Source organism: Alteromonas sp. H39 (assembly GCF_047556435.1).
Lineage (GTDB): Bacteria > Pseudomonadota > Gammaproteobacteria > Enterobacterales > Alteromonadaceae > Alteromonas.
On the sequence record NZ_CP180210.1, the window covers coordinates 3,418,644 to 3,444,254 of the forward strand.

General features: G+C 41.4%; 21 protein-coding genes and 1 tRNA gene. 9 read left to right on the forward strand and 13 right to left on the reverse strand.

Translation table 11 applies throughout. The features are described from left to right. Positions 1-350 precede the first annotated feature (350 nt). Positions 351-2,555, reverse strand: coding sequence for a hypothetical protein (locus ACLBLI_RS14975; RefSeq protein WP_414828392.1), 2,205 nt, complete (start codon positions 2,553-2,555; stop codon positions 351-353). A gap of 433 nt (positions 2,556-2,988) precedes the next feature. On the opposite strand from ACLBLI_RS14975, the gene ACLBLI_RS14980 reads away from it, so the two are divergent. Beyond that, positions 2,989-3,073, forward strand: a tRNA-Leu gene (locus tag ACLBLI_RS14980). A 168-nt stretch (positions 3,074-3,241) separates the two neighbouring features. Here ACLBLI_RS14980 and ACLBLI_RS14985 read toward each other — a convergent pair. The 5 genes from ACLBLI_RS14985 to ACLBLI_RS15005 form a co-directional block, all read right to left on the reverse strand. Further along, complete coding sequence (locus tag ACLBLI_RS14985; RefSeq protein WP_414828393.1) at positions 3,242-5,047, reverse strand: hypothetical protein; 1,806 nt, start codon at positions 5,045-5,047, stop codon at positions 3,242-3,244. Between the two features lie 5 nt (positions 5,048-5,052). After that, on the reverse strand, positions 5,053-7,722 hold the full coding sequence (locus ACLBLI_RS14990; RefSeq protein ID WP_414828394.1) for an AAA family ATPase: 2,670 nt from the start codon (positions 7,720-7,722) through the stop codon (positions 5,053-5,055). A 16-nt stretch (positions 7,723-7,738) separates the two neighbouring features. After that, complete coding sequence (locus ACLBLI_RS14995) at positions 7,739-8,299, reverse strand: DUF6933 domain-containing protein (RefSeq protein ID WP_414828395.1); 561 nt, start codon at positions 8,297-8,299, stop codon at positions 7,739-7,741. Next, positions 8,296-9,189, reverse strand: coding sequence for a WYL domain-containing protein (locus tag ACLBLI_RS15000; RefSeq protein ID WP_414828396.1), 894 nt, complete (start codon positions 9,187-9,189; stop codon positions 8,296-8,298). The genes ACLBLI_RS14995 and ACLBLI_RS15000 overlap by 4 nt, the downstream gene beginning before the upstream one ends. Before the next feature lie 72 nt (positions 9,190-9,261). Next, positions 9,262-10,266, reverse strand: coding sequence for a DUF429 domain-containing protein (locus tag ACLBLI_RS15005; RefSeq protein WP_414828397.1), 1,005 nt, complete (start codon positions 10,264-10,266; stop codon positions 9,262-9,264). A 129-nt stretch (positions 10,267-10,395) separates the two neighbouring features. Between ACLBLI_RS15005 and ACLBLI_RS15010 the strand changes: the two genes are divergently transcribed. After that, on the forward strand, positions 10,396-11,154 hold the full coding sequence (locus ACLBLI_RS15010) for a DUF2034 domain-containing protein (RefSeq protein WP_414828398.1): 759 nt from the start codon (positions 10,396-10,398) through the stop codon (positions 11,152-11,154). A 95-nt stretch (positions 11,155-11,249) separates the two neighbouring features. Here the strand turns inward: ACLBLI_RS15010 and ACLBLI_RS15015 are convergent, their stop codons facing one another. From ACLBLI_RS15015 to ACLBLI_RS15040, 6 genes are all read right to left on the reverse strand, one after another. After that, complete coding sequence (locus ACLBLI_RS15015) at positions 11,250-11,900, reverse strand: hypothetical protein (protein ID WP_414828399.1); 651 nt, start codon at positions 11,898-11,900, stop codon at positions 11,250-11,252. Between the two features lie 58 nt (positions 11,901-11,958). After that, on the reverse strand, positions 11,959-12,372 hold the full coding sequence (locus ACLBLI_RS15020) for a DUF2787 family protein (protein ID WP_414828400.1): 414 nt from the start codon (positions 12,370-12,372) through the stop codon (positions 11,959-11,961). 97 nt (positions 12,373-12,469) lie between these two features. After that, positions 12,470-12,937, reverse strand: a complete 468-nt coding sequence (locus tag ACLBLI_RS15025; RefSeq protein ID WP_414828401.1) for a DUF6641 family protein — start codon at positions 12,935-12,937, stop codon at positions 12,470-12,472. Positions 12,938-12,955: 18 nt separating this feature from the next. Further along, a complete protein-coding gene (locus tag ACLBLI_RS15030; RefSeq protein WP_414828402.1) occupies positions 12,956-14,980 on the reverse strand; it encodes an AAA family ATPase in 2,025 nt (674 codons plus the stop codon). After that, positions 14,973-15,890 carry a tyrosine-type recombinase/integrase gene (locus ACLBLI_RS15035; RefSeq protein WP_414828403.1) on the reverse strand — a complete coding sequence of 306 codons (918 nt, stop codon included), beginning with the start codon at positions 15,888-15,890 and terminating at the stop codon, positions 14,973-14,975. Before ACLBLI_RS15035 ends, ACLBLI_RS15030 begins: the two co-directional genes overlap by 8 nt. Before the next feature lie 182 nt (positions 15,891-16,072). Further along, complete coding sequence (locus ACLBLI_RS15040) at positions 16,073-16,699, reverse strand: hypothetical protein (RefSeq protein ID WP_414828404.1); 627 nt, start codon at positions 16,697-16,699, stop codon at positions 16,073-16,075. 269 nt (positions 16,700-16,968) lie between these two features. Between ACLBLI_RS15040 and ACLBLI_RS15045 the strand changes: the two genes are divergently transcribed. After that, complete coding sequence (locus tag ACLBLI_RS15045; protein WP_414828405.1) at positions 16,969-17,829, forward strand: hypothetical protein; 861 nt, start codon at positions 16,969-16,971, stop codon at positions 17,827-17,829. A gap of 225 nt (positions 17,830-18,054) precedes the next feature. Then, entirely contained in the window at positions 18,055-19,272 is a 1,218-nt protein-coding gene (locus tag ACLBLI_RS15050; protein WP_414828406.1) for a hypothetical protein, read from the forward strand. 22 nt (positions 19,273-19,294) lie between these two features. On the opposite strand, the gene ACLBLI_RS15055 is transcribed toward ACLBLI_RS15050, so the two are convergent. After that, positions 19,295-19,768 carry a hypothetical protein gene (locus ACLBLI_RS15055; protein WP_414828407.1) on the reverse strand — a complete coding sequence of 158 codons (474 nt, stop codon included), beginning with the start codon at positions 19,766-19,768 and terminating at the stop codon, positions 19,295-19,297. 617 nt (positions 19,769-20,385) lie between these two features. Here ACLBLI_RS15055 and ACLBLI_RS15060 point away from each other — a divergent pair. From ACLBLI_RS15060 to ACLBLI_RS15080, 5 genes are all read left to right on the forward strand, one after another. Further along, entirely contained in the window at positions 20,386-22,410 is a 2,025-nt protein-coding gene (locus tag ACLBLI_RS15060) for a histidinol phosphatase (RefSeq protein ID WP_414828408.1), read from the forward strand. Continuing rightward, on the forward strand, positions 22,391-22,681 hold the full coding sequence (locus ACLBLI_RS15065) for a hypothetical protein (protein WP_414828409.1): 291 nt from the start codon (positions 22,391-22,393) through the stop codon (positions 22,679-22,681). The genes ACLBLI_RS15060 and ACLBLI_RS15065 overlap by 20 nt, the downstream gene beginning before the upstream one ends. 123 nt (positions 22,682-22,804) lie before the next feature. Next, the gene (locus tag ACLBLI_RS15070; RefSeq protein WP_414828410.1) at positions 22,805-23,275 is read left to right on the forward strand and encodes a hypothetical protein; all 471 of its coding nucleotides are present in this window, start codon (positions 22,805-22,807) and stop codon (positions 23,273-23,275) included. Positions 23,276-23,712: 437 nt separating this feature from the next. Further along, positions 23,713-24,957, forward strand: a complete 1,245-nt coding sequence (locus ACLBLI_RS15075) for an IS110 family transposase (RefSeq protein WP_414828411.1) — start codon at positions 23,713-23,715, stop codon at positions 24,955-24,957. 222 nt (positions 24,958-25,179) lie between these two features. After that, positions 25,180-25,602: a hypothetical protein gene (locus ACLBLI_RS15080; protein ID WP_414828412.1), complete on the forward strand. Its 423-nt coding sequence runs from the start codon at positions 25,180-25,182 to the stop codon at positions 25,600-25,602. Positions 25,603-25,611: the final 9 nt, after the last annotated feature.

Consider the following 25,611-nt stretch of genomic DNA (forward strand, 5'->3'; position numbering starts at 1 on the left):
GTTGATACGCTGGCTCTGTCGGTTGCTGGGCAGTTTCTACCGTCTGGTGGGAAGGCTTTGATGGTTGATTCGAATTAGGTTTAGATCGACGGGTCACGGCGTTTACTCTGCGTCTTTAAGGCTCGCATAGTGTGCCATAGCTACCGCATTACTCAATGCCAACACGGAAATTTCACGTGAGCCTTTTATTTACGGTAGTGTCGGGGGTTAAATAAGGGGAAGGTGTAAACCTACTGGGGGAAAGTAGATGTAGCCACACTGGCTATTTCCTTAGCTTTTTCTGCAGTCAGAATTGCAGTTAGTCGCTGCCAGACACTGTTATCTGGCAGCCTAAACCGAGGACCACAGAATTACGATTTTTTTTGTTCGCTCCCTTTTTCCAGTGCATCACTAAAGTTGAAATCTTCGTTAAGAGAAATAACCCGGGTTTTGCTGATGCGATGCCGGTAGATATGACGTAAATAACGAATGGTGTCTTTCACATTATCGAGATTCAGACGAATGTCGTTAATTGACGTAAAGCTCTTCTCATCACGTATTATTTCACGGTATTTTTTCTCATACATGGGCTTAATTGCGTGCCAGTTAGTGTCGAGAATTTTAGCCGGATCTTCGTGCTGAAGCAGCATACTTTCCAGCTTCTCTTCATCAAATTCCGGTGCCTGAATAAACTCCACAATAGCCTTATCAATGGTGTCGTCATAGCCAACCTCATTGCGGGCAAAGCAGCGTTTAATGTACGACACAATCAAGGTAAGGAAATCATCGCTCAGGCACGGGCTTTTGGCTATCAGCGTTGTCAGAGACAGGTTAGCTGAAGCACCAATAACCAGAGCATATCGTTTAAGCGTTGTGTTAGGGAACAGAGAATTCAGGTGTGCCTTCAGGCGATTAAGCGCAATGTAAGACAGTTTGTAGTCTTTGGGCAACGACACAATAGAAACCACCGATGAACAATTCTGGAAGAAATGAAGTTTTCTCAAATTGGTGGGATTGTAGTTCGACTCGCGATACTGCTGCAGCGCCTTGCGGTACTTATCTGACTCTACCGGCAACAGGCTAATGCCCTCGATAGCCTGGGTTTTCAGGTTAAAGTGCGGTAAGTCAATTGAGCGGAAGAATAGATCGTCGATATCCAGTTCGCCATGACTATTGTTCGATGGCATATCGGTCACGGACTCTGCATAAGCAATCGCAACCGGGCCTGCCAGACTCATGAACAAATCATTGGCATCCATTCGAATGGTTTCACCGATATCGATTCCCGCTCTTCTGAAATAATTTTCATCGTAATCGGTGGTGACTGCCTGGGCGGTCAGGATGTTGAAGATTTGCTGACTGATGTATTGGTTGGCATACCGCTCCATTGAATTAACATCAATATTCTGAATGCTGGCATCGGCATCATTTTGCTCCGCATAGCGCATAATATCGTTCGATATCAACATCATGGCATTCCAGGGACGAATGCGGGCCAACACATCCTTAGAATGATTTTCAATTTCCTGGTCAGAGTTATACGAGAAGTTCCACTCCTCAGACAGGTATTTACATAACAACCGTCCAGCGTTGATATGCAAGGCTTCCGACATTTCAGCGTGGCGGTCAGAAATATTCGGTAAAATACATATACCACTGGTAAAAATGGGCTCGAATACGAACGACTGCTTTTTACTTTGTACTTCGCGTTCGCTGCGTACCTCAAACGTTTTGCTCATGTAAGAGTATTGTTGCGCTAGTCCGAACTCAGAGGCCATACCTGAGCCTGTACCGCCACCAGCGCTGAAAATGTAGAAATACAGCCGCGACTGGTTCGCCTTTATTCCGCAGGAATCAATAAGATAGGAGTGAATAAACTTCCACTGTTTGTTACTGAAGTGATCAGTTTCTTTTTTCAGGATAATTTTTGCCAGATACTGTCCCAGTATGGGTGCATTACCTGCGCCGCCTGCATGTACCTCGGATAGGTCCATGATTTTCAGCTTGTTGTAATCGGTGAGAAAGTCACCGCTGGAGTTCTTGGATGAAAATCTAATGCGCCCTTCAATGTCTTTATCGAGATCGCCTAGCACCACCAACGGTTCGATCAGAAAGACAGGCTTTATCACCTCTTTTGAAGCCAGATTCAGATTTCGCTGGATCCAGCGAACCGGCATGCTTTCTTTTTCATGCGCCCGATTTTGTTCGTCACGAAACTCATCCAGATAATACTTGCGCGCGTTATAGACAAGTGAGGACACATCCAAAGCAATGTTAGATCCGCAACGCCCCAGGCCAATCAGGCACACTGAGGGAAAATGCGGATCAGAGGCTGATGTTCTGGTTTCGCTTGTGTCGGCGGGATAAACATCTGTACGCAACGCGTCAAGATTAGACAATATCTGTGCGATATCTGACTCGGTGTAATAACGGTCAGGCTGAGGGCTAGATTTAGAAACCTGCTTTGATCGTTCCTTTACCAGTACGTCACTGTCCAGAGTTACGTCGTTTTCTGTATGACCGTTATCGGTCTTTTTATTAGTCTGAGTACTCAGTCCTGAGGGCTTATTTGGCATGCTTTTTCCTTACTACGCTTAAAATCCCGCTACATAAATATAGGTCAGATTCCCGGTATCGCGAGGAAGTCGTTTGAAAAGCATTAAACGACGGCAACCAAAACGCGGAAACGCATCACACTGTATTCATAACCTATACTGACTAATTCTTCATCAGTCATCAAGGTATGAAAGATAAAAAGCTTGCATGCACCGATGCGATAACTATAATCAGCGCACTGATTTGGTTTCCAATTCCCAAATCGGGGTTGCAACATAATGCTCTGTGCCAGAGTGGCGGAATTGGTAGACGCAGCGGATTCAAAAATGAATGCGCCTAGCGAACCACAACGGCAAAGTCATTGAATGGTAAGCACCTTTTGACTCAAACAAGCAAAAATACGCTTGCAAAGATTTGCAAAGTTTTTAAACTACGCAAATAGTAAAGTTAGATGCCAGTGTGATGGAATTGGTAGACATGACGGATTCAAAATCCGTTGCCTTCGGGCGTGGCGGTTCGAGTCCGCCCACTGGTACCATTCTTTGCAAAATTATTTAGTAACTAAACCGACTTTTGAGTTGGGTTTTAAAAATACGTGCCTAAATGTATTCATTACAATCCATTTATCAGTATTGGATTTAAGACTGCCCCGCATTTCGAGACAACCTTCCCTTAAATTGATAAGCAATTACCATCAATATCTTAATCATCGTTCGATGTACTTATCCAACACAGCGTAGAATGGCTTTTTTTCATCGGTCAAATTGATAAAATCAGCACTTACATATGGCAACATAGGAGCCCCCCCGTCAATATCATGGTGAGGTTTAAATAAAGTTTTACGAGAGATATTGTCCCAAGATTTTGCAAGTCCAAACATAATACTAACCAACCGGGTTTTAGATTCCAGGCCATTATCAGTTAGAGCTTTGAGATGCACACCATACTTGTAATATAGATTCAGCATTAGTTTTCGCTCATCTCTTATATTTGTATCTTTGTGACTTATTTCTCCCCCCATTTTTGTTGGCCTTGAAAACTTGGTGTCTAGAACAATAAAGTAATAATCATTCGAAGCTTTGTTTATTACTTTGATTGTGAAGTCTGGTCTCACAAAGTTATTACGGTCATCAGTCCTAACCAAGTTATGGATTTGACGACTATGAACTCGAGGTTGATAAGAATAGAAGTTCTTTTCGTAGACTAGTTCATAAAGGTAATCATCCTTCTCAAAAATAAACCTATTAGCCAAAACATTGATTGCCCCATTACTTTCGGATTGCCAACCGTATTCGTTAAAATGGTTAGCATTCACAGTAAGGACTTGTGCAGAAAACTGCCTAAAATAATTAACTAGATAGTATAAACCGGCTAATTCAAATAATTGTGATAAATTACGCAAGCCAAGTAAAAACTGAGTCTTGCTTCTATTGGCTGTTTTAGCTTTGTAGAAGCTTTTAATGTACTCAAACATTTGTCGATAATGTACATGCCTCAGAGTAAAACTATTTTGTATTGGCATACTAGGCACATTCTTTTTTATCGGTATATAAATATGGAAAAACTGCTGCATGGCTCTTAGCCGCTTTTCCACTTTATGCAACTGATTAAGCTGTTTACTGTATATATTGCGAATATAGTCGCTGGCAACATTATCAAAACTTATATAGTCGCCACTTATGTCGCTGCGAGATTTTATCTTGTCAACTTGTTGTCTATACTGATTTATTTCTCGCTGTACGTAATCTAAAGACATATAACAAAAGTGATGCAAAACTCGATTTTCAAATAAGTCTGTATCTTGAGTTTTTACTGCATTAGGCAGTTGAGTGCTAAAGTATCTGTTGCCTACTTTAACTAAGTGATTTGTCCGAGGGCACTGACTCAACTCGCTAACATTTTCGGTTAACCATTGCGCAACTGTATCGTCAATGTTAACCGGACGGTTTGAATTAAACTCCAAGGAGTTATGAAGATTCATCCGTTTTGCATGAATAAAGCGGCTTTTCATTTGGTCAAATAGTGACAATATGTCCTCTATAGCCACAAGTTTTACTTTTGACTGCTCTTCTCCTTCTACATAATTATAGCCCGTCTGAGAGCGAGAAAAGCATGACTGGACTATGTCATCCACGTTATTTGACAAATAATCCATAATGCTTTTTGCAATATCAGCTTTATAGCTTAGAACATTTACTTTTATCGTAAATAATTGAGGCCTCCTATGCCCTGCACTATCTAAAGTTATTTGAGACTCCCCAAAATAATTAAGAAGAAATGCTTGTTTGAAAAAATCTGCTGATGAGGGTGTCTTGTACAATATAAGGTCACCGCTTCTACAGACTTCAGGCAAGTCAATTTCAAAATCTCCAATGCTTAATTCAGGTTGTCTATCTTTTGCTTCACATTCGACTATAAATTGATATGCATGATCATCGGGGACTTCGATGACTTTATTTTCATCTAGTACCCAACGTTGACTATCAGTCAGATCAATTAGAGATAATTTCATAACAATTACCCCATTGAAAACTGGTAATAACCGAAGTTTTCTCTACCTATGTCAAGTAATGACTGAACCTCCCTTGAAAACCCTTCCAAAGAAAAGTTCTCAGCATGCTCTTGCAACTTAACTAGCATTGATTCGAACTGCTCTCCTTTACCGGATAACAGCGGCAAAATAAAGATGCGCATTGCGTTATCTAATATACGATTCTGATCATGTACTTCATTATTCATGACTCTACAAAACGAAATTAATTGATTGTATTTACGTGGCGTAATATTAACCCGCCCATTCGGGCCATTCTCAATCCCGCGAAGCGTTTTTATAAGTGTTGTAATGTAGCTTTCCATTTCCTTTGGCATCAAATCAGTTGCTGTTGGTGTGAATAGCTCTATGAGATCCTCACCTGGTAAAATAGGTGGTAAATCTTCAAAATATTGCAGTTGTTCTTGAGTATTTTCTAGTTCAGGCAAATCATCAAAGGCAATAAATGCGCAGCGGCTAATCATTCTAGGAGTTAGGCTTTGTACGGTATCATCATTATTAGCTGTACAAATAAACCTACTAGTTGAAGGAATAGAAACACTATGATCAAAACCTAAGTCAATAACCCTATTATTTCCTTCATCCGCCAACAGTGTTAATGGTGACATGTAATATTCTGGTTGAGACAGGTTAAACTCATCCAATATTAAAAATGAATTAGTAGTAGTAGAAATGTCTGCATCACCAAGCGAGTCATAAAACGCTTTAAATTTTGTATTACCTGACTCGAACCTTTTACTTATTGGATTAAAGTATCCCATAAGGTCCCTAGGCCTTGTCCACTCTTTCGCGATAGGAACCAACAGTGTTGATTTAGCTGCGCCAAGAACATAAGACAACTGCCTCGCAAATGAAGTTTTTCCAGTACCGGGAACTCCCATGAATACTGTAAACTGATTTTGCAGAATAGAGATCAATGTTGCCTCAAGGAAAACATCTGTAGGGAAACGTTTTGATTTATTTAGTCTTGACTTAATCTCTGATAATACAGCCTTTCTGTCACTATTCCGCCTACCAGACCAGAAAGCACCCTCGCGTGAAGCTGGCGTTACATAAGTTATCTGATCAACATTTTCTTCTGCCTTAGATTTTTTAAGATATTTATCAAAGTCATAACCCACAATATCACTAATAACAGAACTTTCGATAAACTTTACCGCGTATTCTTGAGTTTTCTGGCCCAGTGATTGCTCGAGACCGTCAATTGTATTTTTCAATTCACGAACATCATCATCCAGAACACTTTTACGACTCTTAAGCATCTCAATTTTGCTGTTAAGTGCAACATGGTCATCATACTGACCATACATTTCAGTCGCGTCTTTCAATTTCTGTTGTATGGAAGCAAGTTCCGCATCCTGACGCTGCAACTCTTCCTGATATTGCTTCGATTCTCTTACGTTTTGAAGCTCTTTTGTTATAAGTCTGTCAAGCTCTTCTTGTTTAGTTTCTTTTTCGGCTATGACCTCATCCAATTCTTCTTTTTTCTCTTCCAACAGCTCCATTACGCTATTAGTTTGAGAAGTAATTTCTTCTATTCTTTGTCGAGTTTGACGACGAACTTCTTCAACTTCTGTGTCGGACTGCTCATGAATTTTTTGGAGGTAAATTTCAGCATTATCAAGCGCGATTTGTTTTAGAAAATTTTCTGCCTTCGGGGAATTAAGAATATTTTTATAAATTTCCTCAATGTTTTCTACTTCGTCTTCAAATGCTAATAGCATGCTGACTACGGTTTTCTTTCGATCATCTGTAAGCGCAATCTTCCGATCTTTAATCCAACCCTTGACCTTATTTTTGGGCTGCGGTTTGATGTTTTCTAACTTATCTGCACTATCATAGAACTGATTTAGCAAAACATTATTTGGCACCATGTCAATATTCTGAAATGCTTCATTTCGAGGCTTCCCGCTATCTGACAGTAAGAGTCTTTCCAAATTAATAATGAAACGCCGAAGTTCACCATCCCTATTCAATGTAACTATATGCTTATCTTCATACCCTGATATGTTTATCAAAAATGCTTGATATTCATTACGGTTTCTTCTCCAGAACGGAAGTCGTACTTCAACAGCAGGTCCAGAGAAAATGTCCTTTTCTCCATGAACCTGATATAGAGGACCTAGCAACTCAGAACTATCTTGATTAAGTTGAAATAAAAATGGTGAATCAAAATGAATTTGTTCATTGTTAACAATTCGATAATTAAATGCATGGGGTACCAGATCCTCCTGCTTTTCAAACCGCTGGTCGGCTATTTCTCCCAAATAGCCCATATCAGTTTTTAAGGGAGTATGTGTCTTTTTGTGTTGTGTCGCATAGCAAACATATTTGCAATGTCTTCCTTCTATATCTTCTTCAGATCTAGATGCTTTTATTATAAATAGTTTGTTATTGTATTGTTTTTCAAGATATTGATATCCTGAAGTTATAAAAATTTCGGGTAAATCTGGATTTTTAGAAAACTCGGAATTATCAACTTTGGTCAAACCTGATTCTGTAATTTCAAAATAGATCGAGGCATAACCTATATTATCTAGCGATTTTGCTAACTTTATTACTAAAAGCCTATCGTCTTGTTCTGGCTTTAATAGATGTTTCAAGTTAATAAATTGTTCTGAATAAAAATCAGTCATAAAGTAGAGTCCTTTTCTATTGAAACTGTTTGAGGGTATCCCCTCTCGAAAATTTTGTTAGTAATAAAGCCATTTCGCTATCTGGCCAAATGTAATCTTTCTGACCCTTTACGCTGCAGGGCCTATGGCTTAAATCTGCGCTGTATCGGTACGGGCTTATATCCGCTACCGATATGTTCTGGTAATACAATCCATAATCAATTTCCTGAGCTACCTGATTCATCGTACCTTGTACCGAACGGTTGCAGTTTGAATCGAACGTAAGTGGTTGGTAGTTCGTCGCAGCGACATTAGCGAGCTCAGGCGGCATATCACTTTTCAACAAGGTGTTAATAAACACATCGTTAAAATGCCAATCGAGGTTTGCGAAATCTTTCTTGGTTAAGCATGGAATGAACAGCGTAAAACGTGTCGCATCATGCACCGCGATGACACATTGCCTACGCTGAATAGTGATGAGATTTGCATGCCAGTTTAGCCACTGTGCCTGAATACCTATAACAGTCGCAGGTTGCTCTGTGACTTTCACTTTTTCAGGTAGCTTGGCGTAAAGCTTCTTGGTGCAATGGAGGATCAATTACCACCTCCGCTTCCGTGATCTTTAGCTTCATACCCCGGTGCAATCGCCAAGTTTTGCACGTTGTTTAGCGTAAACCGATTTTGCAACCAAAGTTGGTATTCCGCACCTTTCAAAGTGCCGCGCTCGGTACAGTCAACATTCCATCGTCTTAACAGATAACCCGCCATCGCCGCTCGCACTTCGATAAGCAGTTGCTTATTTTCCATACCGTAGTCCATTTCTATGGCGGTAGGATGCTCAACGTTCTTTGGATGTGGCACTAGCTGAAGTGGAATAAGACGCTGCCATTCGGCATCTGCTTGGGCGCCTTCTTCGTGATTAGGAACGTCTTTAATCGTTACTTTGCTGATACGCGTTAATACAAAATCTCGGAAACTCTGACTCTTGCGATCAAAGGCGCGAACGTGCCAGCGTAGGCCATTGTCGACTATGGAGTGTGGTACAAGTTCTCTGGCATTCGAACCGCTAGAAAGTGACGTGTAGATAACGCTAACCGCTTTATTATTCAGAATCGCCTGTACGAGACGCGCAACAATAAAGATGTCGGGCACATTCAGGCTGGACGGTGCTTCAACTGGGAAATGGATATCACCTATTGCATCAAACCCATCAGAGATATCGTTTGCAAGTTTGGTTAAGGTGCGCCTTGCGTCATGTTCGAAGACAGGTTTGAACTGAGGTGTCTGGAAGTACCGTTTCTCTCGCGAATCATAAGACAGGTTATCCGGTGCAAGCTCTTTGTAAATGCTAAAATCGCGTGAACCTGCCGACAAACCGACCTGAAAACGATTAATTAAATCCTGACGGTAAATCGCTCCTTTGAACAACAGGCAAAAGTCGATATAGGCGAGGCGTTGTTTCTGAGCAAAGCTGATAGAGTCGAGCATCGTCCGTGTTTACGTTTCTATACTTTAGTCCAGTGTGGTTTATTTTGAGACGGTTGTAAAGAAGATACATATTTAACTGCTCATAAATCGGCGCTTAAATTCTTTCTTTCTTGCTTCAAGTTCGACCTCTGTTAGTCCGTTGCAGCGATGCGCTGCATGCGCATCCCACCCAAACGGCCATCGTTTAAATTCATGTTGATGACAGGCAGGACAAGAACGCTTATGACCTACATTGGAAACAGGCTGCTTTTTCTTTTTTGTGGGTTTAGGCTTTGTCGGTTGTTTTGCCGGTGGACTATTTATCGGATCTACTTTTGGTATCCAAATAGCATCGCCTTTGTCTGGGTCACCAAAACAGATTCGCTCCTGTTCAGGCAAGCTTGCTACCCATGCGGCGCTATAGGCGTCCACTCTGTCGTGCATTGGCCCAAGGCACATATTGCCTACCTGTGCCCAGTCATCATCTGTTCTAGGCCAACTGGTGTAATGCGACATAGCAGACAGTTGCAATTCTGCCTGATTACCTTTGCTTTTATGGATATTTGCGACACCTAAATGTTTCACCGTCGCGTGAGGATATACTTCTATGCATTCGGCTACTTTGCTTAGCCGCTCGTTCAATGCAAAACCTAATAGCATGAATATTTGGTGGGCATGTGGCAGGTTTGGTATTGGCTTATCTGCATGTAGGTGAGCAATAGCCTTTGCCTTAATGGCTTCGAAATCGTCTATTGATGGAGTGGTGTAAGAGCTTATACCCGCCTTATCGAGCGCCTGCTCTGCAACTCTGCGTTTAAGACTATTATCTCTTGGCCGAAGCGGTGAATCGATACCTATTCGGATTGGGTTTAAATGAAATGATTCACATACCGTTTCTATGTAATTCGCAACATCGTTTGCAAATGCCTGATTCAGCTTGTCATGCAATGTTAATGCGTTGCCTAATCCTCTCGGTGGTTTTATTGGGTAACTGGCTAACGGAAACGGTAATAATCGCCCATTTTCTTTACTGCAAATAACCAAAGGCAGATACTTGCCTTTGGCACACGCGACATCGATACCAATAAACACGTCCATGTTTATCTCACCTTATACTCTAGAGTTAAAAATCGAACTTTAAGACAATACTACACGATTGGAATTAATACCCAATCTAGGCATTGCCCGAGTTACTATATCGAGATTACTCACCAAGGATGTTTGATTATGCCAAGGAAAAATACTTCTTTTGCTGACCTTCTATTGCTAGCGCCTTGGTGGGTTTCCGTTGTAACTGCAGTAATCACCTATTTTTTGATGGGCCGTTTACTACCCTCTATCGAAACCGAAAACCAGATTATCAACATGGTTTTTAAGGCTCTTGCTGTTCCTGCTCCATTTTTCGCATTTTTCATATTACTCATCGCGCCTTTTTCGTTTTTCAATTCACGACGCAAGGCTAAGCAACTAGATACTCAAAAGAGCATTGAGACCATTCGACAACTGCACTGGCGCAATTTTGAAGAGTTAGTCGCAGAAGCGTATCGCAGACAAGGTTATCGAGTGTCAGAAGGCGAGTTTGGTGCAGACGGTGGTATCGACCTGGAATTGAGAAAAAGCGATGAATGGGTGCTTGTACAATGTAAACAGTGGAAAGCCCAAAAAGTCGGCGTGAGAGTGATACGTGAGATGTTCGGTGTGCTCTCGGCAAGTAATGCAGATAAGGTAATTGTTCTTAGTTCGGGTAGGTTTACCCCACAGGCAATCGATTTCGCATCTGACAAGCCAATCGTACTCGTTGACGGCAACGAACTACTTTCCTTTATCCATGATGTGCAAACGGAACCCAAAGTAGAAACGACAAAACAGACCGATTGTCCGAGATGCGGTAGTGAGCTTGTAGAGCGGCAAGCGAAGCGTGGTCCCAATGCGGGCAATATTTTTCTGGGCTGTTCCGGATTCCCAAAGTGCTGTTACACCGAATAGCTCCGAGCCGAATAGGCTACGTAAGTCGAGAGTCTTAGTTACTGAGAGCATTGATGAAGTATCAATCTGAGTTAGCTCAGATGTACTAGCTCAGCTCAGAACTGATCTTGCTCTTCGTTGAGTTTATTTTCAAAATCAATATCAATTTTTAAACCTCCGAGTATAAAATCATTCTTTGGACGAGTTCTAGCAACATGTTTATTCTTGATGAATTTATTAAGTACATTTTTATTTATCCGAAAACCTCTGAGTTGCTCAACATGTATTCGCTTGATAGTTGTTATAACGTTCTGGAGACTAGGATTTTGGCCTTTCTTTAGAAGAATGTCCAAGGTCGTATGAATAAGATCATCATCTTTCAATTGGTCAAAGAGTTCTAAAACTCGGAAATCATCAAGAAAAGCAGTTTTTGCTAGCTTACGCCGTAACTTTGCCAATCTCCTCAGTTTATCTGTGGTTGCAGTTGGAAGATCAATTCTCTCTAAAAAGAGTTGTGAGATAGAATCTAACTGCAATGCTTGTGCATGATTTTCCTCTAAATCTTCGAGAGCGTCCATGATCTTTGCGGCAGCTTTGTTAATCTTTCTGACTTTTCGGCTAGCTTGCTCTACTAGCTGTTCATCATCTGAAAAACGCATTATTTTATTGCTAAGTCTTTCTGGACGCCGTTTAAAGCTCCTTACATCTCTCATTTTTTCTCGCACTAACTCCTGTTCAAGCTGCTTGTCGCTATCCCTGTAACCCATTTCTAAAATTCTCTCATTAAACTAAAAAAGGGGCTCTGTGCCCTTACATGACATTTTACTAATCAGACTCTGATACTATTGTTTCGAAGGGATTGAGCGCAACCAGATAATGCAGAAAATTACCTTCCCATATCCGGTAGATATCGTAGCCAGTCTCGATTGGGAATATACCGTGCAGATTTTGAAATACCCCACTCTGAAAGTCGAAGTCCAACTCTTTAACGAGCTCAGCAAACGGCCCAATACCGATATAGGCAAAGTCAGTGATGTAGATGATGTCAAATGCATCACCTCTCCTTTCCAGTCGGATTTCGACTGGATGAAAGCCGCCTGTTTCGGCCGAGTAACTTGGATCGCGGAAGTTAAGTGTGACTGCTGACGTAGAGACTGACACATTGCCTAGCTCTTCAGTCAGAGCCGCAGTGAAACGCTGGGATACTGGCAGCGCCAAGTCCTTATAGTTAATATCCATAAATACACCTTTGAAATTTTGAAATAAAACGCCCTAACAGCGTGGCTTACTAATTTAAATAAACACTGCTGAAAGGGCGGACTGAGGGAGTTGTGTTTTAGCTTTTAGGTTTGGCAGATTGTTTCTGGTTGGCGGACTTTTTCGTGCCTTTGGCCGGTGCGAGCAGATACGTATCAAGCTCACCTTTTTCAACCGCCTGAATCACTGTTGCGATTGTCTCAGGGATCTTACTGGCTTCACCGACATCAATTGCGGGCTTCCCGGTATCAAACTCTACCGGTTTGTTGTTGACCTTAACTTCTAAGTAAAAGTGACCATCACTGTCGTAGTACCAAGGCCGAACCGTGATTTGACGGCGCTCTTTTTTGCGCTCACCAGTTTCTGGGTCTTTGACCACTTTCTCGCGATAGGCTTCGAAAGGCCGTCTTTCGATCATGCATGTTGCCATCTCCTGCTGCTGCTCCAGCTTCTCGATTAGCTTCATGCGTTTGCCGATGACGGGCGGCTTGGACTCAAGTTTTGGACGAGCGGTGACCTTGAGCGAACTCAATATTGATGTAGTCATGTTGTTTACCTCGTTGGGTTAGTTAGGGCGAATAAAGCCCATTTGGGGTTTGGTTTGCTTGCGCTGGTTTTCTTCTGCCAACAGGGTGATAGCAGAAAGTCTGTGATTTTGTTTGGTTCTAAACTGTTTGCGTCTTGCCAGAATGGCAAAGTCGCCTGGCGTGAGTTGGGTTAGCTCAGCCAGAGCCTGTTGCTCAGCTCTCTCAACCGTTTTGATACCGAGCGATTGCTTGTACAACTGAAGCATTTGATCGAACGTTAGATACGTACATTGGAGTTTGAAGTCGAAGCGCCTGAGCACAGCGTGGTCAAGTCGGCTTTCAAGGTTGGTCGCTGCGAAAAGCGGTTGTGAGCACGATTCAATCTGAGTAAGCAGCTCGTTCACCAATTGCAGCTCATGATGAGCAGTTAACGACTCACGATTAGTGAGTAAGCTATCTACCTCGTCTAAAAGGATCATCTTTTCGTCGGTGTGCGCTGCTTCAAATATGGCGGCAATGTTTTGCTCACTCTCGCCCACCCATTTGCTAAGCACATCAGAGGCTTTTACGTGAATAAGCTCACGGTGATGTTGTTCTGCTAGATGATGGACGAACGCTGTTTTGCCAGTACCCGGTGGCCCTGATAGCAACACACGTACTGAAGAATCATTATCTAGCGCTTGCTGGATGTCATTAAGGTAGCTTCTGGACTGCTTGATGTTAAATAGTGAAAAGTCGAACTTCAGTGCATGCTGATACTGAGGTTTGCTTTCCCACTGTCCGGCTGCACGCAACGTTGCCTCAACCGTTTCGTATATAACGTTCTCCGCTTCGGTGTGCGCTGTATAGAGGGTTTTAGCTACATGTGCAGCATTTGCTATAACGGCAGGCGAAACGTTGTTCAAGCGCGTTACCGTTCGTTTAAAGTCCGAGGACAACGACAAGCCTTTGAAGTGTGGCTTACAAATGGCCGCGATATCTTCCGGTGTTGGTCGTGGTACTTCAGTGACAAGTTTGAAACGCCGAATAAAGCTGGGCTCCAGATAATCAATGTGATTGGTTATCCAGATACACGGAATATCATTATCTTCTATCAATCGCTGGAGGTGCTCCTTGCTGTACTGGTAGCTGGCTTGTTCAAAAATAGTTTCGCATTCATCAACCAGTAGCAGTGATCTTGAGCTGCTTGATAGCAAGTTACTGATCATCGATAGGTAGCGTAAACGCTCCTTATCTGGATACTTAGTCTCGAAATCATCGGTACTTTTCGTCTCATTCAGTGCCGTCGACCTAACCTCGTAAAGTACATGACCAAGCTCTTTGGCCAGCGTACGGGCAAGCTCCGTTTTGCCGGTACCGGATTCACCGTAAAGCAATACATTGGTGCCTTTGAGCGCTTGTTTCACGGCCGATTTGAGATAGCCTCTTATGCGAATCCCATCAACTTGTGGAAACGCGCTTAAGCTAAATTGCGCAGTTTGGCTTCTATGCAGTAACGGGGCGATGAGCTGCTGTTTGTTTTCAACTTTCTGCATGAGCAGACTATGTAACAGGTAGTCCGGTAGCTCATCACCAAACAGTACATTCAGATTGGGCTTTCGTAATATGCCAGCTCGGGTAAGTTGCTTCAGCGTGCGCTCGTAATCATCCTGTGTAAGCTTGCATATATCCTGTAGTAAGGTACTCACCTGCGCATAATGTAACTGCCCGACCAACAGGTCTGAGAACTGTAGAAAAGCAGGATTGGCGTGCGCGACAACAATATACTCAATAATAAGAGCAGCGTTCTTCGCTAATGCCAGCTCTCTCTCAATAAACTGGCAATTGGTAACACAAAGCTGTGTGGTTGCTGGGCGCTTGTCACTGATAGAAAAGAAGTTAATCGCACTGCGTTTTGAGTTTACTTTTAGCTGATCACCGACTAATTGACGTTGTCCGGCTATAGCGCAAAGAATGTTAGCATCCAGCAGATCGCTGTCGGGCTTATCTATATAGCCAAGAAGTCTTTTTGCCCATGAGCACGCGAGATAATTGAGCTTATACCGTTCTCGAAACCTATTCATATTTATCACCTTCGCTATTGTAAGCAAGGTTGGCCGCAGCAGTCTTCATCACTTTCTCATGGCGTTTGTCGTACACGACGGTAGTGGATACATCAGCGTGGCCTGCCATCTGACGTGCGGTGTTTAAATCAACATTTTGCTCAAGAAGGCGGGTAATGAAGGTACGGCGCAAGTCATGAGGAGATACGCCTTCTACACCAATAGAAGCCAGTGTCTTTCGTACCAGTGAGTAGATGAAACTCGCTGAAAGCGGGCTTTCTAATTGAACGTGACCGCCTCTGGCGATACGAACAAATAATGGCCCCCGCCCAGTACCTCTGATTAAGAGCCATTGACTGACATCCCGTTTCACCCAGTCTGGCAAATATACAATTCGGCTTTTATTGCCTTTGCCCTGTCGGACGAATAGCGTCTTGTTCTCTGGTGAATAGTCGGCATACGCGAGTGCAACCAGCTCACTACGCCTTAGTCCCGTGCCCAGTAACACCGAGAAAATGGTACTGTCACGAATGCCAATAAGTGATTCATTTCTACTCAATGTATCGAATAGCTTTTCGACCTGTATGACGGATAATGGCGTGCCACGGTGACTACCATGTTTCACCTTTGATATTGTCTGGAGTTGTAAAGCCTGCATTTCAGGTGCTTTACCAGACATAACCGCTATTTTTACGATATTGCGTATCGCTGCCATGGCTCTGTTGATTGAGCGTGCAGACCAGCCTTTCTTAAGCAATAACGCTTGAATGTGGCTGGCCTGTTGGTAATCGATAGCAGCAAATAGCTGTGCCCTACGCTGTTCAGGCCAATTAAGAAGTTCTGCAATGCTATTTAGCTGTGATGCGATGGAGCGCTGACTATTGGGCGCAAGTCGCCCTAAGTACAGCGTGTAAGGACATGCTGTATCCATGTGTTTGTTCCGATTATGACGTTATATGAATGATGGGCTTGGGTTGCTTTAATAAGCAAAAGACAGAATAGCAGTGGGTATTAGGCAGATATACGGTGATTTTGTACCGCTTTGGGTGAGATAAAAAGGAGTATATAGCTTTAAGGTTAACGATCAGTTTAGCGTCAATATTTATACTTACTTTAAGCTTCTTTCCATTTCTTAGTAAGATCGAACTTACTAAACCTTCCATTCAACCGGATATGGACGATTTGCGAGTCATCTGATAACAAAACTTCATTAGCATTGTAATCAAAATTTTGCCTGTTATTTGCGGAATTAAGCTCACAGATCTCGGTACAAGTTATATAAAAAAAACTATGCAATCGATTCAATGCCTGTATGAGGCCTTTTGTATCGATATCTAAATTTACTTTCTTTGATATCTCTAGCAAACTTTCCTTTTCTAAATACTCTACTCCACTAGGAACCTGCCTTCTATCATGTAGAAACAGCATCCCGCCGTCACCCACGCTAGACATTCTGTATTTTGATTTTTCGACTAACAGAAAGACTGGCTCAAAGTACTGATTTTCAAGCAGGTCATAGACCAAATAAGCTAGTCTTAATTCTTGAGCTGTCAATCGAGGATTATGCATCAAGTTATGCAAATAAAGATTTGAAGGCAGTTTCGACATTTTCATTCGACTTAAGGTAGTCACAATCCCATCATCCTCAATGCCAATTCCCGTGGCGTCTTCGAAAAGCAGCCTCCTATTAATATCTGGCACAAGTTTAAGTGGGTTATTGCTTGTTCCTATTTTATTCATCTATTAACTCCGAACTTTTCAAAAAAACAAAATTAAGATTATCTCAACAAAAACATATGGTTACAACAAAACTGTTGGCTAAAAAGATGCATAACGCGAAAACTTAACTTCCTCACGCACCAAAATCAACTGTAACCCATTGTATTTAATGGATTTATTAGCATTTTATCTGCATCGATACTTTGTACTGTTAGGCAGAACTCATTCCTTCAAATTTCTAATACTATCGGTGTGTGCATTGGGCACTAAGCTTATCGGTACAGGAGAAGATGATGAGTATAAAAAATCTTAAAAAGCAAAAAAAGAAGAGCTTAAAGAAGGTTAATGCTGCTAAAAAAGCTTCGACTACGAAGTCTTCAAAGATGAAGTCGACTATCAAGCCTAAGAAAAAGCGAAGCTCTGAAGAGGTATCAAATGATTTGGAGATAATGCCAACTTCAGCTGGGGTCACGAAACTTGGTCATTCTATAGAAAATGTCCATGAGGAATGGTGGGAAGAACTAAGCGATTATATCGATGCTTCAAAAACCTTTGATCGTGAAATATGGGAAAATATAAGAAGTACAATCACTGCAGGCAAACTAACGCTTGAGCGTTTAGTTGCTAAGTGCGTCAGAGATCAGCTTCCAAAACGTTACAAAATGACACAGGGAGAGTTTTTTGGAGAGTTTTTCGGACTAAAGGACTACCAAGTCAGCAAAATGGTAAGCAGGGACAGGATACGGGCTTTGATTACTGACACTTTGATGGACGGCGATTACATAAAGGATGCCTTAGTGGATAAGATTTCGGCATTCTCTAAGAAGAACGTATCTGAAAATTTACTAATAGATACTCTAATGGAGCTTTGTGAAGACAATAGCCTTAAATATCCAAGTGTTGCCCAGTACGAAAGCCGAGTAGTGAGCATTCTGACTGAAAATGAACACCGCTCCCGATTACAACAAGAAAGAGAGAGTTATTTGCGCAATTACGATTTGAATGCAGTTGAAAACAGTCAAATTGCAGACAGCGAAGGAGAAAAAGTATCCGGCATAACTAAGATAGCTCAGGAAGGAGTCCTATCAGAAATACTCATCCAATTATCGGCTATCCAGCAATCCTTGAAAAGGTTAGAAGGTGATAATTAAGTAACACTAAATATTGCGAGTTCGCAACTATCCCTTTTGCGAACTCGCAAACTAGCGAAATTGACTTTCGGGGGGATAGCTTAATGAACAGGCACTTGATTAAAATATCAATTTACATGGATATTCATAAAGTTCGCGTCTGTAATACCACTGTAACTATCTCATTTATATAGACATACATATACATAGTAGATTAATAGTTCTATGTATTAGAAAGGTGTTTAGATGCAAGATCGCCAAACTAAAAACACATGGATTCGTAGCACTTTTGACAAAGCGAACCATAAACTCGTTGATGAAAAATACAATTCGCGGCTGTTAGCACTGCTTGATTTAGAAAACATTTCCCCTTGCTTCAGACAAATTGATAGTGTTACTGCATTGCTCAAAAAAGTAGCAATGTGTCGATATCAAGCAAAGTTACTACGAAAATACTGTACTGAGCCACAACGATATTTAACGCTTGATTGTGACAACATCACGCTAACGGTGAGGTGCTCTAAAAGGGATATCGATTCACTTCTAAAACCTGTTGGAGCAAAGCAAAAGGTTCGCTTTCTTAAAGCGGGTACAGCGGCAAAACCAGCTGACTTCAGAGTACTTACAGCTTCAACTTACGATTTAAATGGTGGAGGTAATAGAAATTATGGTAAGCCGTACTACTCACACGGCTTTAGGCTTCAGTTCAATGATGATATTTACAAATCAGTATTCTTATATCTTGAAACAAAAGCAAGGAAAGTGGATAAATATTCTCTGCGACTAAAGTTTAATCCAAACAAGCTGACAAAGGATGAAATCAAACAGGCACTATCGCATATTCAGGATAGAATAGGCGGTAAGTATCGGTATAAGCAACTATTTGGAAAAGCAAAAGTTACTAGGATCGACTTCGGCGTTTTACTGCCTGGTATCTCGTCAGTGTTTGCTCATGTATTCAGAGACAACGCTAAAGCTATACATTCGGATTGCATTCCATTTGATCGACAACGAGTAGTAGAAACCACCTATCTCGGATGCAAAAAAACTGCGAGTCACTGCATCGTATACGAAAAACTACTTAAGGAGAGCAAGTCTTATCCTGGTATCAGGAAGTTATTGGAACAGTTAGCTGTCACTACACGCATAGAATTTCGGCACCTTTCTAATAGAGAGGGATATAAGTCAAATCTCGTTGATTTGGCAGAGTTTCCATCGAGACTTAAGCAGGTCAGATTCATATCACCCAAGTATTTTTATCTTCTTAACGAAGAAACTTTGATAACGATGTCGACTGATAAAAGACAGCAGACTGTTAGAGAAATCCAAAAGCAGATCCGGCGGCAGCTCAAAAAGCATGGTAAATCGACTAAGGTTTATAAAATCGATTTAGATTGGCTAGAGAAAGAGCAAAAGTTACTTGCTAGCTCTCTTATCGATCTAATAAAAGAGCCGAAAAACTAACTTCTGTCGAGAGACGCGAATGCTATAAATTTTCCCGGACAAACTCCGCAACGCTAAGATGCCGTCCCTTGCTTTGGAAGTGCCCATCTAAGGCATAGGCCATCTTTTCTAGCGGTGCGTTGTAATACCCAAATTTTTGAATCTCTCGGATGTAGCGCTCTATAAAAACTGGGGAAGTGAGTTCTCGCCATTGGAGCACGTGAACCAATTCGTGAAAGTGAAGCCAAATCTCGTTTGCAGCCTGTTCCTTTACATAGTAGGTATCGTTGTAGGTAATACCTTCAACGTCCATATCGATGAAGTCTCCTATACCTGCTTCACGAAGTTCTGGAAAATCAGGCTTCGGAATTTTGTCGGTAACAACAAAAAACGCTGTATTGAGAAATTCAGGCGCATAAAAACCTTTGAAAGATTCTTGAAAGACGGAGCAAGACTGACGCACTTCATAATGTGAAGAATTCACATGGTGTATCCATTCCTCGATCTCTTCGATCATTATTTATTCTTTCTGTAACAGCTTAATTCTACTATTTCATAGTAACACTCGAAACCTCAAAAACAACATGCTCTGCATTGATAGGCAAGGAGTCTTGAAAGGCAGGATTTCAGCTCAGACAGAATACACACATTCATTGATGTATTAGAAACGGAGTCTGCTAGCTCTCGGTAACCTCTCATTTTTAAGGCTGTTCAGAATGTGAAGCTGTCATTAGTAAATCATTCGTCCGGCTGGTTCGAACGTGAAGCGGACCTAGGCTCATCGTGATTTTAATAGCCGCTAAGAGGGAATAGCGGAAGTGAACAGCGCGTTCTGTTAAGGAGGGGAATTGCCCATAGCCGGCCTTCTCAACTTTTATTAAAGCCCATCAAATTATCTGAAATTACTTTAATTAATGTGTTCTCGAATTACTGATAATTCTTAGCAACACTCAAATAAATCATTGGAAACCAGCCCATAATTAGGTGTAAGGTATTGTTATCAATAAACTATGTTGGGAATTTAGGGATGAGTATGGCTGCGTGTTACTATGAATTCTCTATAAAAAGTTATACGGCATTGTGCGAATGTGCGTTTCGAATCGCACGGTCTTCGAATTATTTATGGAGAAAAAATTGAAGAAAATTGACCTTCACATGCACACTGTGCCGACGATTAGTGATGCTCACTTTGATTTTTCGTTAGAGAAATTAGAAGAGTATGTTAAAACAGCCGAACTCGACGCTATAGCAATAACAAATCATGACGTATTCGATTTAGCACAATTTAGAGAAATAGATAAAGCGCTTGATTGTGTTGTGTTTCCAGGTATCGAAATAAATCTAGCTAAAGGTCATATTCTTCTCATCTCCGAAAATGAACATTTAGATGATTTTCAAATAAAAACTCAGGCCGTAACTGAGAAAATCAAGGTAATCGGTGACTTTATTAGCGTAGATGAGTTGTTTCATATTTTTGGTGACCTCAATAAATACTTACTAATCCCCCATTATGAAAAAAAGCCATCTATCTCGCGACAGACAATTGACCAAATGGGCGAACTCATATCTGCTGGTGAAGTTGATAGCCCCAAAAAGTTTATTCGTTTGGCTAAAGATGACACAGAATTAACACCAGTTCTTTTTAGTGATGTAAGAATTCGTGAAGGAATGCGCAAGTTCCCACCCAGACAAACATATATCGACTGTGGAAATATTTCCCTTGGTTCATTGAAACATAGCTTGCGTGATAGAAATAAAGTGGCTCTATCTAGGTCAGAGGGAAATTCACTATTTCAGGTTTTTGACGATGGTCAAAAACTATCCACCGGACTTAATATCGTTATAGGAGCACGATCTTCAGGGAAGACTGAAACGCTAACTCAGATAAGCAATGACTGCGATAATGTAAAATATATTCCACAATTTTCACTTGTCCAAAGAGATGACGTTAACTACGAAAAAGAATTCAATGACGATGTTGCTCGGAAGAAGAGTATATTCGCTGATAAGCATCTGACTCCATTTAAGAATGTTCTCGATGATGTGTTAAATGTTGATATTAGAGTTAATCAACGAAAGGTAGAAGATTATCTATCAACACTTCTAAGGTCGGCAGAAGAGGCTGAGAAATTTGACGCATTCTCTAAAGTAGCGCTCTTTAATGAAACACAATTTGAAGTGGACCAAGATAAGGGGCTTGGAGATCTTATCGGTTCTGTTCGACAACTGATAGATAACATCGAATATAGAGAAATCATTGATAAACATATTGATGTAAATAACTTGAAAGCTTTGGCATTGGAGTTAATTGAGCTTCTGTGGTCAAAAGCCTATGAAAGAAAGAAGAGAAGTTTTGTAAATGACATCGTTAAAGATGTAAAAAGTAAGCTTCAATTAAGGACATCAGCGACACAAGTTAAAGATGTCGACCTATACAGGGTTATGATTGAGCACAGGAAGGTTTTAAAATTCAACCAAATTACACAGTTGCTGCAAACTGAGAAAGTAATATTTCAGGAAAATATTCAGGGATTTAAAGTGGTTTGCAAGCAACGAGCATTTAATGGTGCTGGCGAAATTTTGCGTGTAAGTGGACAAAGAGTTGGTTTCAGCGACGCCTATAAGGAATATGCATCACCTTATAAGTATCTCATTGCATTAAAGGAGAATGGAGCCTGGACTCCATCCGAGTTTTATAAGTACTTTGCATGCATTGAATATGAAATACTCAATAAAGATGGATTCAAGGTGTCAGGTGGTGAAAGGTCTGAATTTCGTCTTTTGCAGGAGATAAAAGATGCACAAAACTTTGATTATCTGCTGATAGATGAACCAGAGTCGTCGTTTGATAACCTTTTCCTAAAAGGCGAAGCTAATCAGATGCTGAAAGAGATCTCTAAGACAATGCCGGTAGTCGTTGTCACCCATAATAGTACAGTTGGAGCTTCAATCAGTGCAGATTATATAGTGTTCACATCAAAAGAGATTGAAGGTGACGAGATCGTATATAGAAGGTATTCAGGGTATCCATCTGACAAAGAACTTTATTCAGTTGACGGAAAAACAATAAACAATTTTCAGGTTACCATGAACACACTGGAGGCTGGCGAAGAAGCTTATGTTGATAGAAGAGGCGGCTATGAAAGCATTAAAAATTGAAAACAGTCAGGGACACTTCCTGACAGAAGACGGTACGTATGAAACTGTAGATAAATTAGATAAAACAATTCTTCTGAAGTTAGTTAATGCGGCTCTAGAGGAGGACTTTCAAATCGATGAGTACAATGAAGACAACCTAAAGAATCAAGCTCATCAAATTATATATAAAAGTATCAGTGAAAAGCTTAATGATTTACACAATAGACGAAGCCAGTTTCGTGATGAGTCAGAGCGGCTGTATCTAGATGAATACGAAAAGTATAAAGCTTGATATCGGTGATATTGAAATCAGAGCCGTTTTAAATGCCATATAATAAGTTGCTGCACACGGAAAAATTACTCGCTACGCTCCCATTTTTCGTTGAGCAAAGCGTTATCTTTAGAGGGAGCAATTGTGCGATACGATGAATTATCTGAAGAATTGAAAGGCGTTTCCTTTGAATTTTTCTATTGGTTCTCTCGATTCGAATTTGTTCTGAAAGAAAATGGATTCCTTAAGTCTGAGGCACCTGGAGCAAAAGCCGAACCTAGCTGGGAAAAGTTCCGAGAAAGATACAAAGAAGAGTATCAAGCTACAGCTGAAGCGAAGTCGTTAATAGGGCTACACCCAAAACGGCAGGTGGTCTCCGAGTATAAGCAATTGGTCTGGAAGCCAGTTGGTATTGAACACTGTAATAATGATTTGTGTCGTGTGATTGCAATGCTCTCAACTGTCAGAAACAATTTATTTCATGGTGGTAAGCACGGAGACTTAGAAGTAGATGATATAAATAGAAATATGTCACTTCTGTCCCTCGGTAAGCAGGTATTAGATCAGCTTGCTGAGCAGTTTAGCTATGAAGGTGACTACAAAAGGTACTACTAAAGAGATAACAATGCAATCATGCACGAACTCCGTCGCCATACTGCGGCGTTGATGTCCGCTTTGACCAATATCAGAAGTAAAAATCACAACATTGAATTGGATTAGACACAACTCCATCTGACACTTTTCATCACAGAGTTTGACTAAATCTGACAGTCAGTTCTTTGCCAGTTGATACCGTTTAGAGCCTACAAGATGGGGGGCTGCTACGTACGTAATATGGTCTTTCAACCTGCTTGATCTGGATTAAGATGATTTAGGTTATGTGCTTATTGCATACGAACATTGTACGTAAGTCACTAGATGATTACCGCTTTACTTTCGATGCAATGAGTCACTTTACTCATAACGAATACTCAGGGCATGCAACGAACGCCATCCATATTACTTTCGACGAGTGAAGGATACATAACAAACTTCATATTCAGGAGGTTGTCATGACTCACTCGTTAGATAAGTTCTCAGCGTATATTGGCTTGGACTGGGCATCGAAGAAGCACGATGTCTGCATTCAAAAAAACAATCCTGGTACTCGATTGTTTCAAGTAATTAAACACTCGCCAGAAGTCATCGATGACTGGCTTTGTTCGCTACACAATGAGGTGAAAGGCCCCATTGCCATTGCGGTTGAGCTCTCTAGTGGTCCCATTGTTTACGCACTGCAAAAGTATTCGTATGTCACTGTATTTCCGATTCACGCTGCGACGCTAGCGCGATATCGGCACGCCATGTTCCCAAGCGGTGCCAAAGATGATCCATCAGATGCTGAACTAGCGCTTGACCTTATGCTGAAATATCCAGAAAAGATACAACCGTTGAAACCAAGTAGTGATGCATCAAGAGCGCTCAATCTACTTGTCGAACAGCGCCGCATGTTGGTGGAAGACAAACGACGCGCAGTTAACCGGCTAATCAATGCGCTCAAGCAATATTATCCGCTGCCACTCTCCATGTTTTCGCATCGAGGAAGTGACTTGTTTTGCGATTTTCTGCTCACATGGCCGACATTCAAGCAGTTAAAACGGGCACGAGAGAAAACCATTAGAGCGTTTTTTAGCAAACGTGGCGGAAATTCGGTGAGTAATACCGATAAAAGAATCAAGGCCATAAATGATGCGATGGCGTTGACTGAAGATAGCAGTGTTATAGAGCCTTATAGCTTGTTGGTAGTCTCTCTTTGCAATCAAGTAATCCTATTAAACAAGAGCATCAAGTCATTCGACATTAAGATTGACGAACTATTTAAGCAAATGCCGGATGCTGACATCTTCGCTTCATTGCCGGGCACTGGACCATGCTTGGCGCCTCGCTTACTCGCTGCTTTGGGTGAGGATAGAAGCCGATTCTCAAGCGCTCAAGAGATTCAGAACTATGCGGGCCTATCTCCTGTGACAGAGCGAAGCGGAAATAAAGAGTGGATCCACTGGAGGTGGCAATGCTCAACATTTATCAGACAAACGTTTATTGAATGGTCCGCGAAAAGCGTACACCAATCCTATTGGGCTGGCCTGTATTACGAAAAACAACGAGCAAAAGGCAAAGCCCATCAAACAGCTGTTAGAGCATTAGCGTTTAAATGGGCTAGGATCGTGTTCAAGTGCTGGCAGACAAAAACGCCTTACAACGAAGCTCGATATTTAAAAGCATTAAGAGAGAGAAATTCATCTCTTTTAAGCACATAAAAAGGTTGTTGAAAGACTCAGGGCGTGAAGCGGTCGTTTAAGGCGCTGGCATAAGCATCGATTCGCATTATTTTTCATTCACCAGTTTTGCGAACGCCTAAGTGTATGACTTGGCAGCGTAAAGCTGTACTATGCCAATAGTGATCAATTTATACGCGAATTGTGGTTCGCATATAAGTAGGTTCGCATTATTTAAATGTTATGTGCCAAAGGAGTTGAAGCGTGAGTTATGACTTAATGGTGTTTGAACCGACAGCTGCACCAAAAGAAAGAGAAGACTTTATGCGATGGTATGGTCAGCAAACGGAATGGGCAGAAGATCATTCATATCAAGACCACGAAGTCGCAACTGAAAGGCTGCAAGCATGGTTCAAGGAAATGATTAAATCTTTCCCTCCAATGAACGGGCCGCTTGCTTCAGAGGATGTCGAAGATCCCAAGATAACTGATCATTGTATAGGCAGACATGTTATCTATTCTGCATTTGAGTGGTCGGTAGCTGAGGAGGCTTATCCCAAAATGCGGGAGCTAGCAATAAAGCACTCTGTAGGTTTTTTCGACGTCAGTGCAGACAACGGAGAAATATTGTTCCCAAATGATTCTACCAAATATTCAGAAACAAGGCCTTGGTGGAAGGTTTGGTAAAGCACCTAA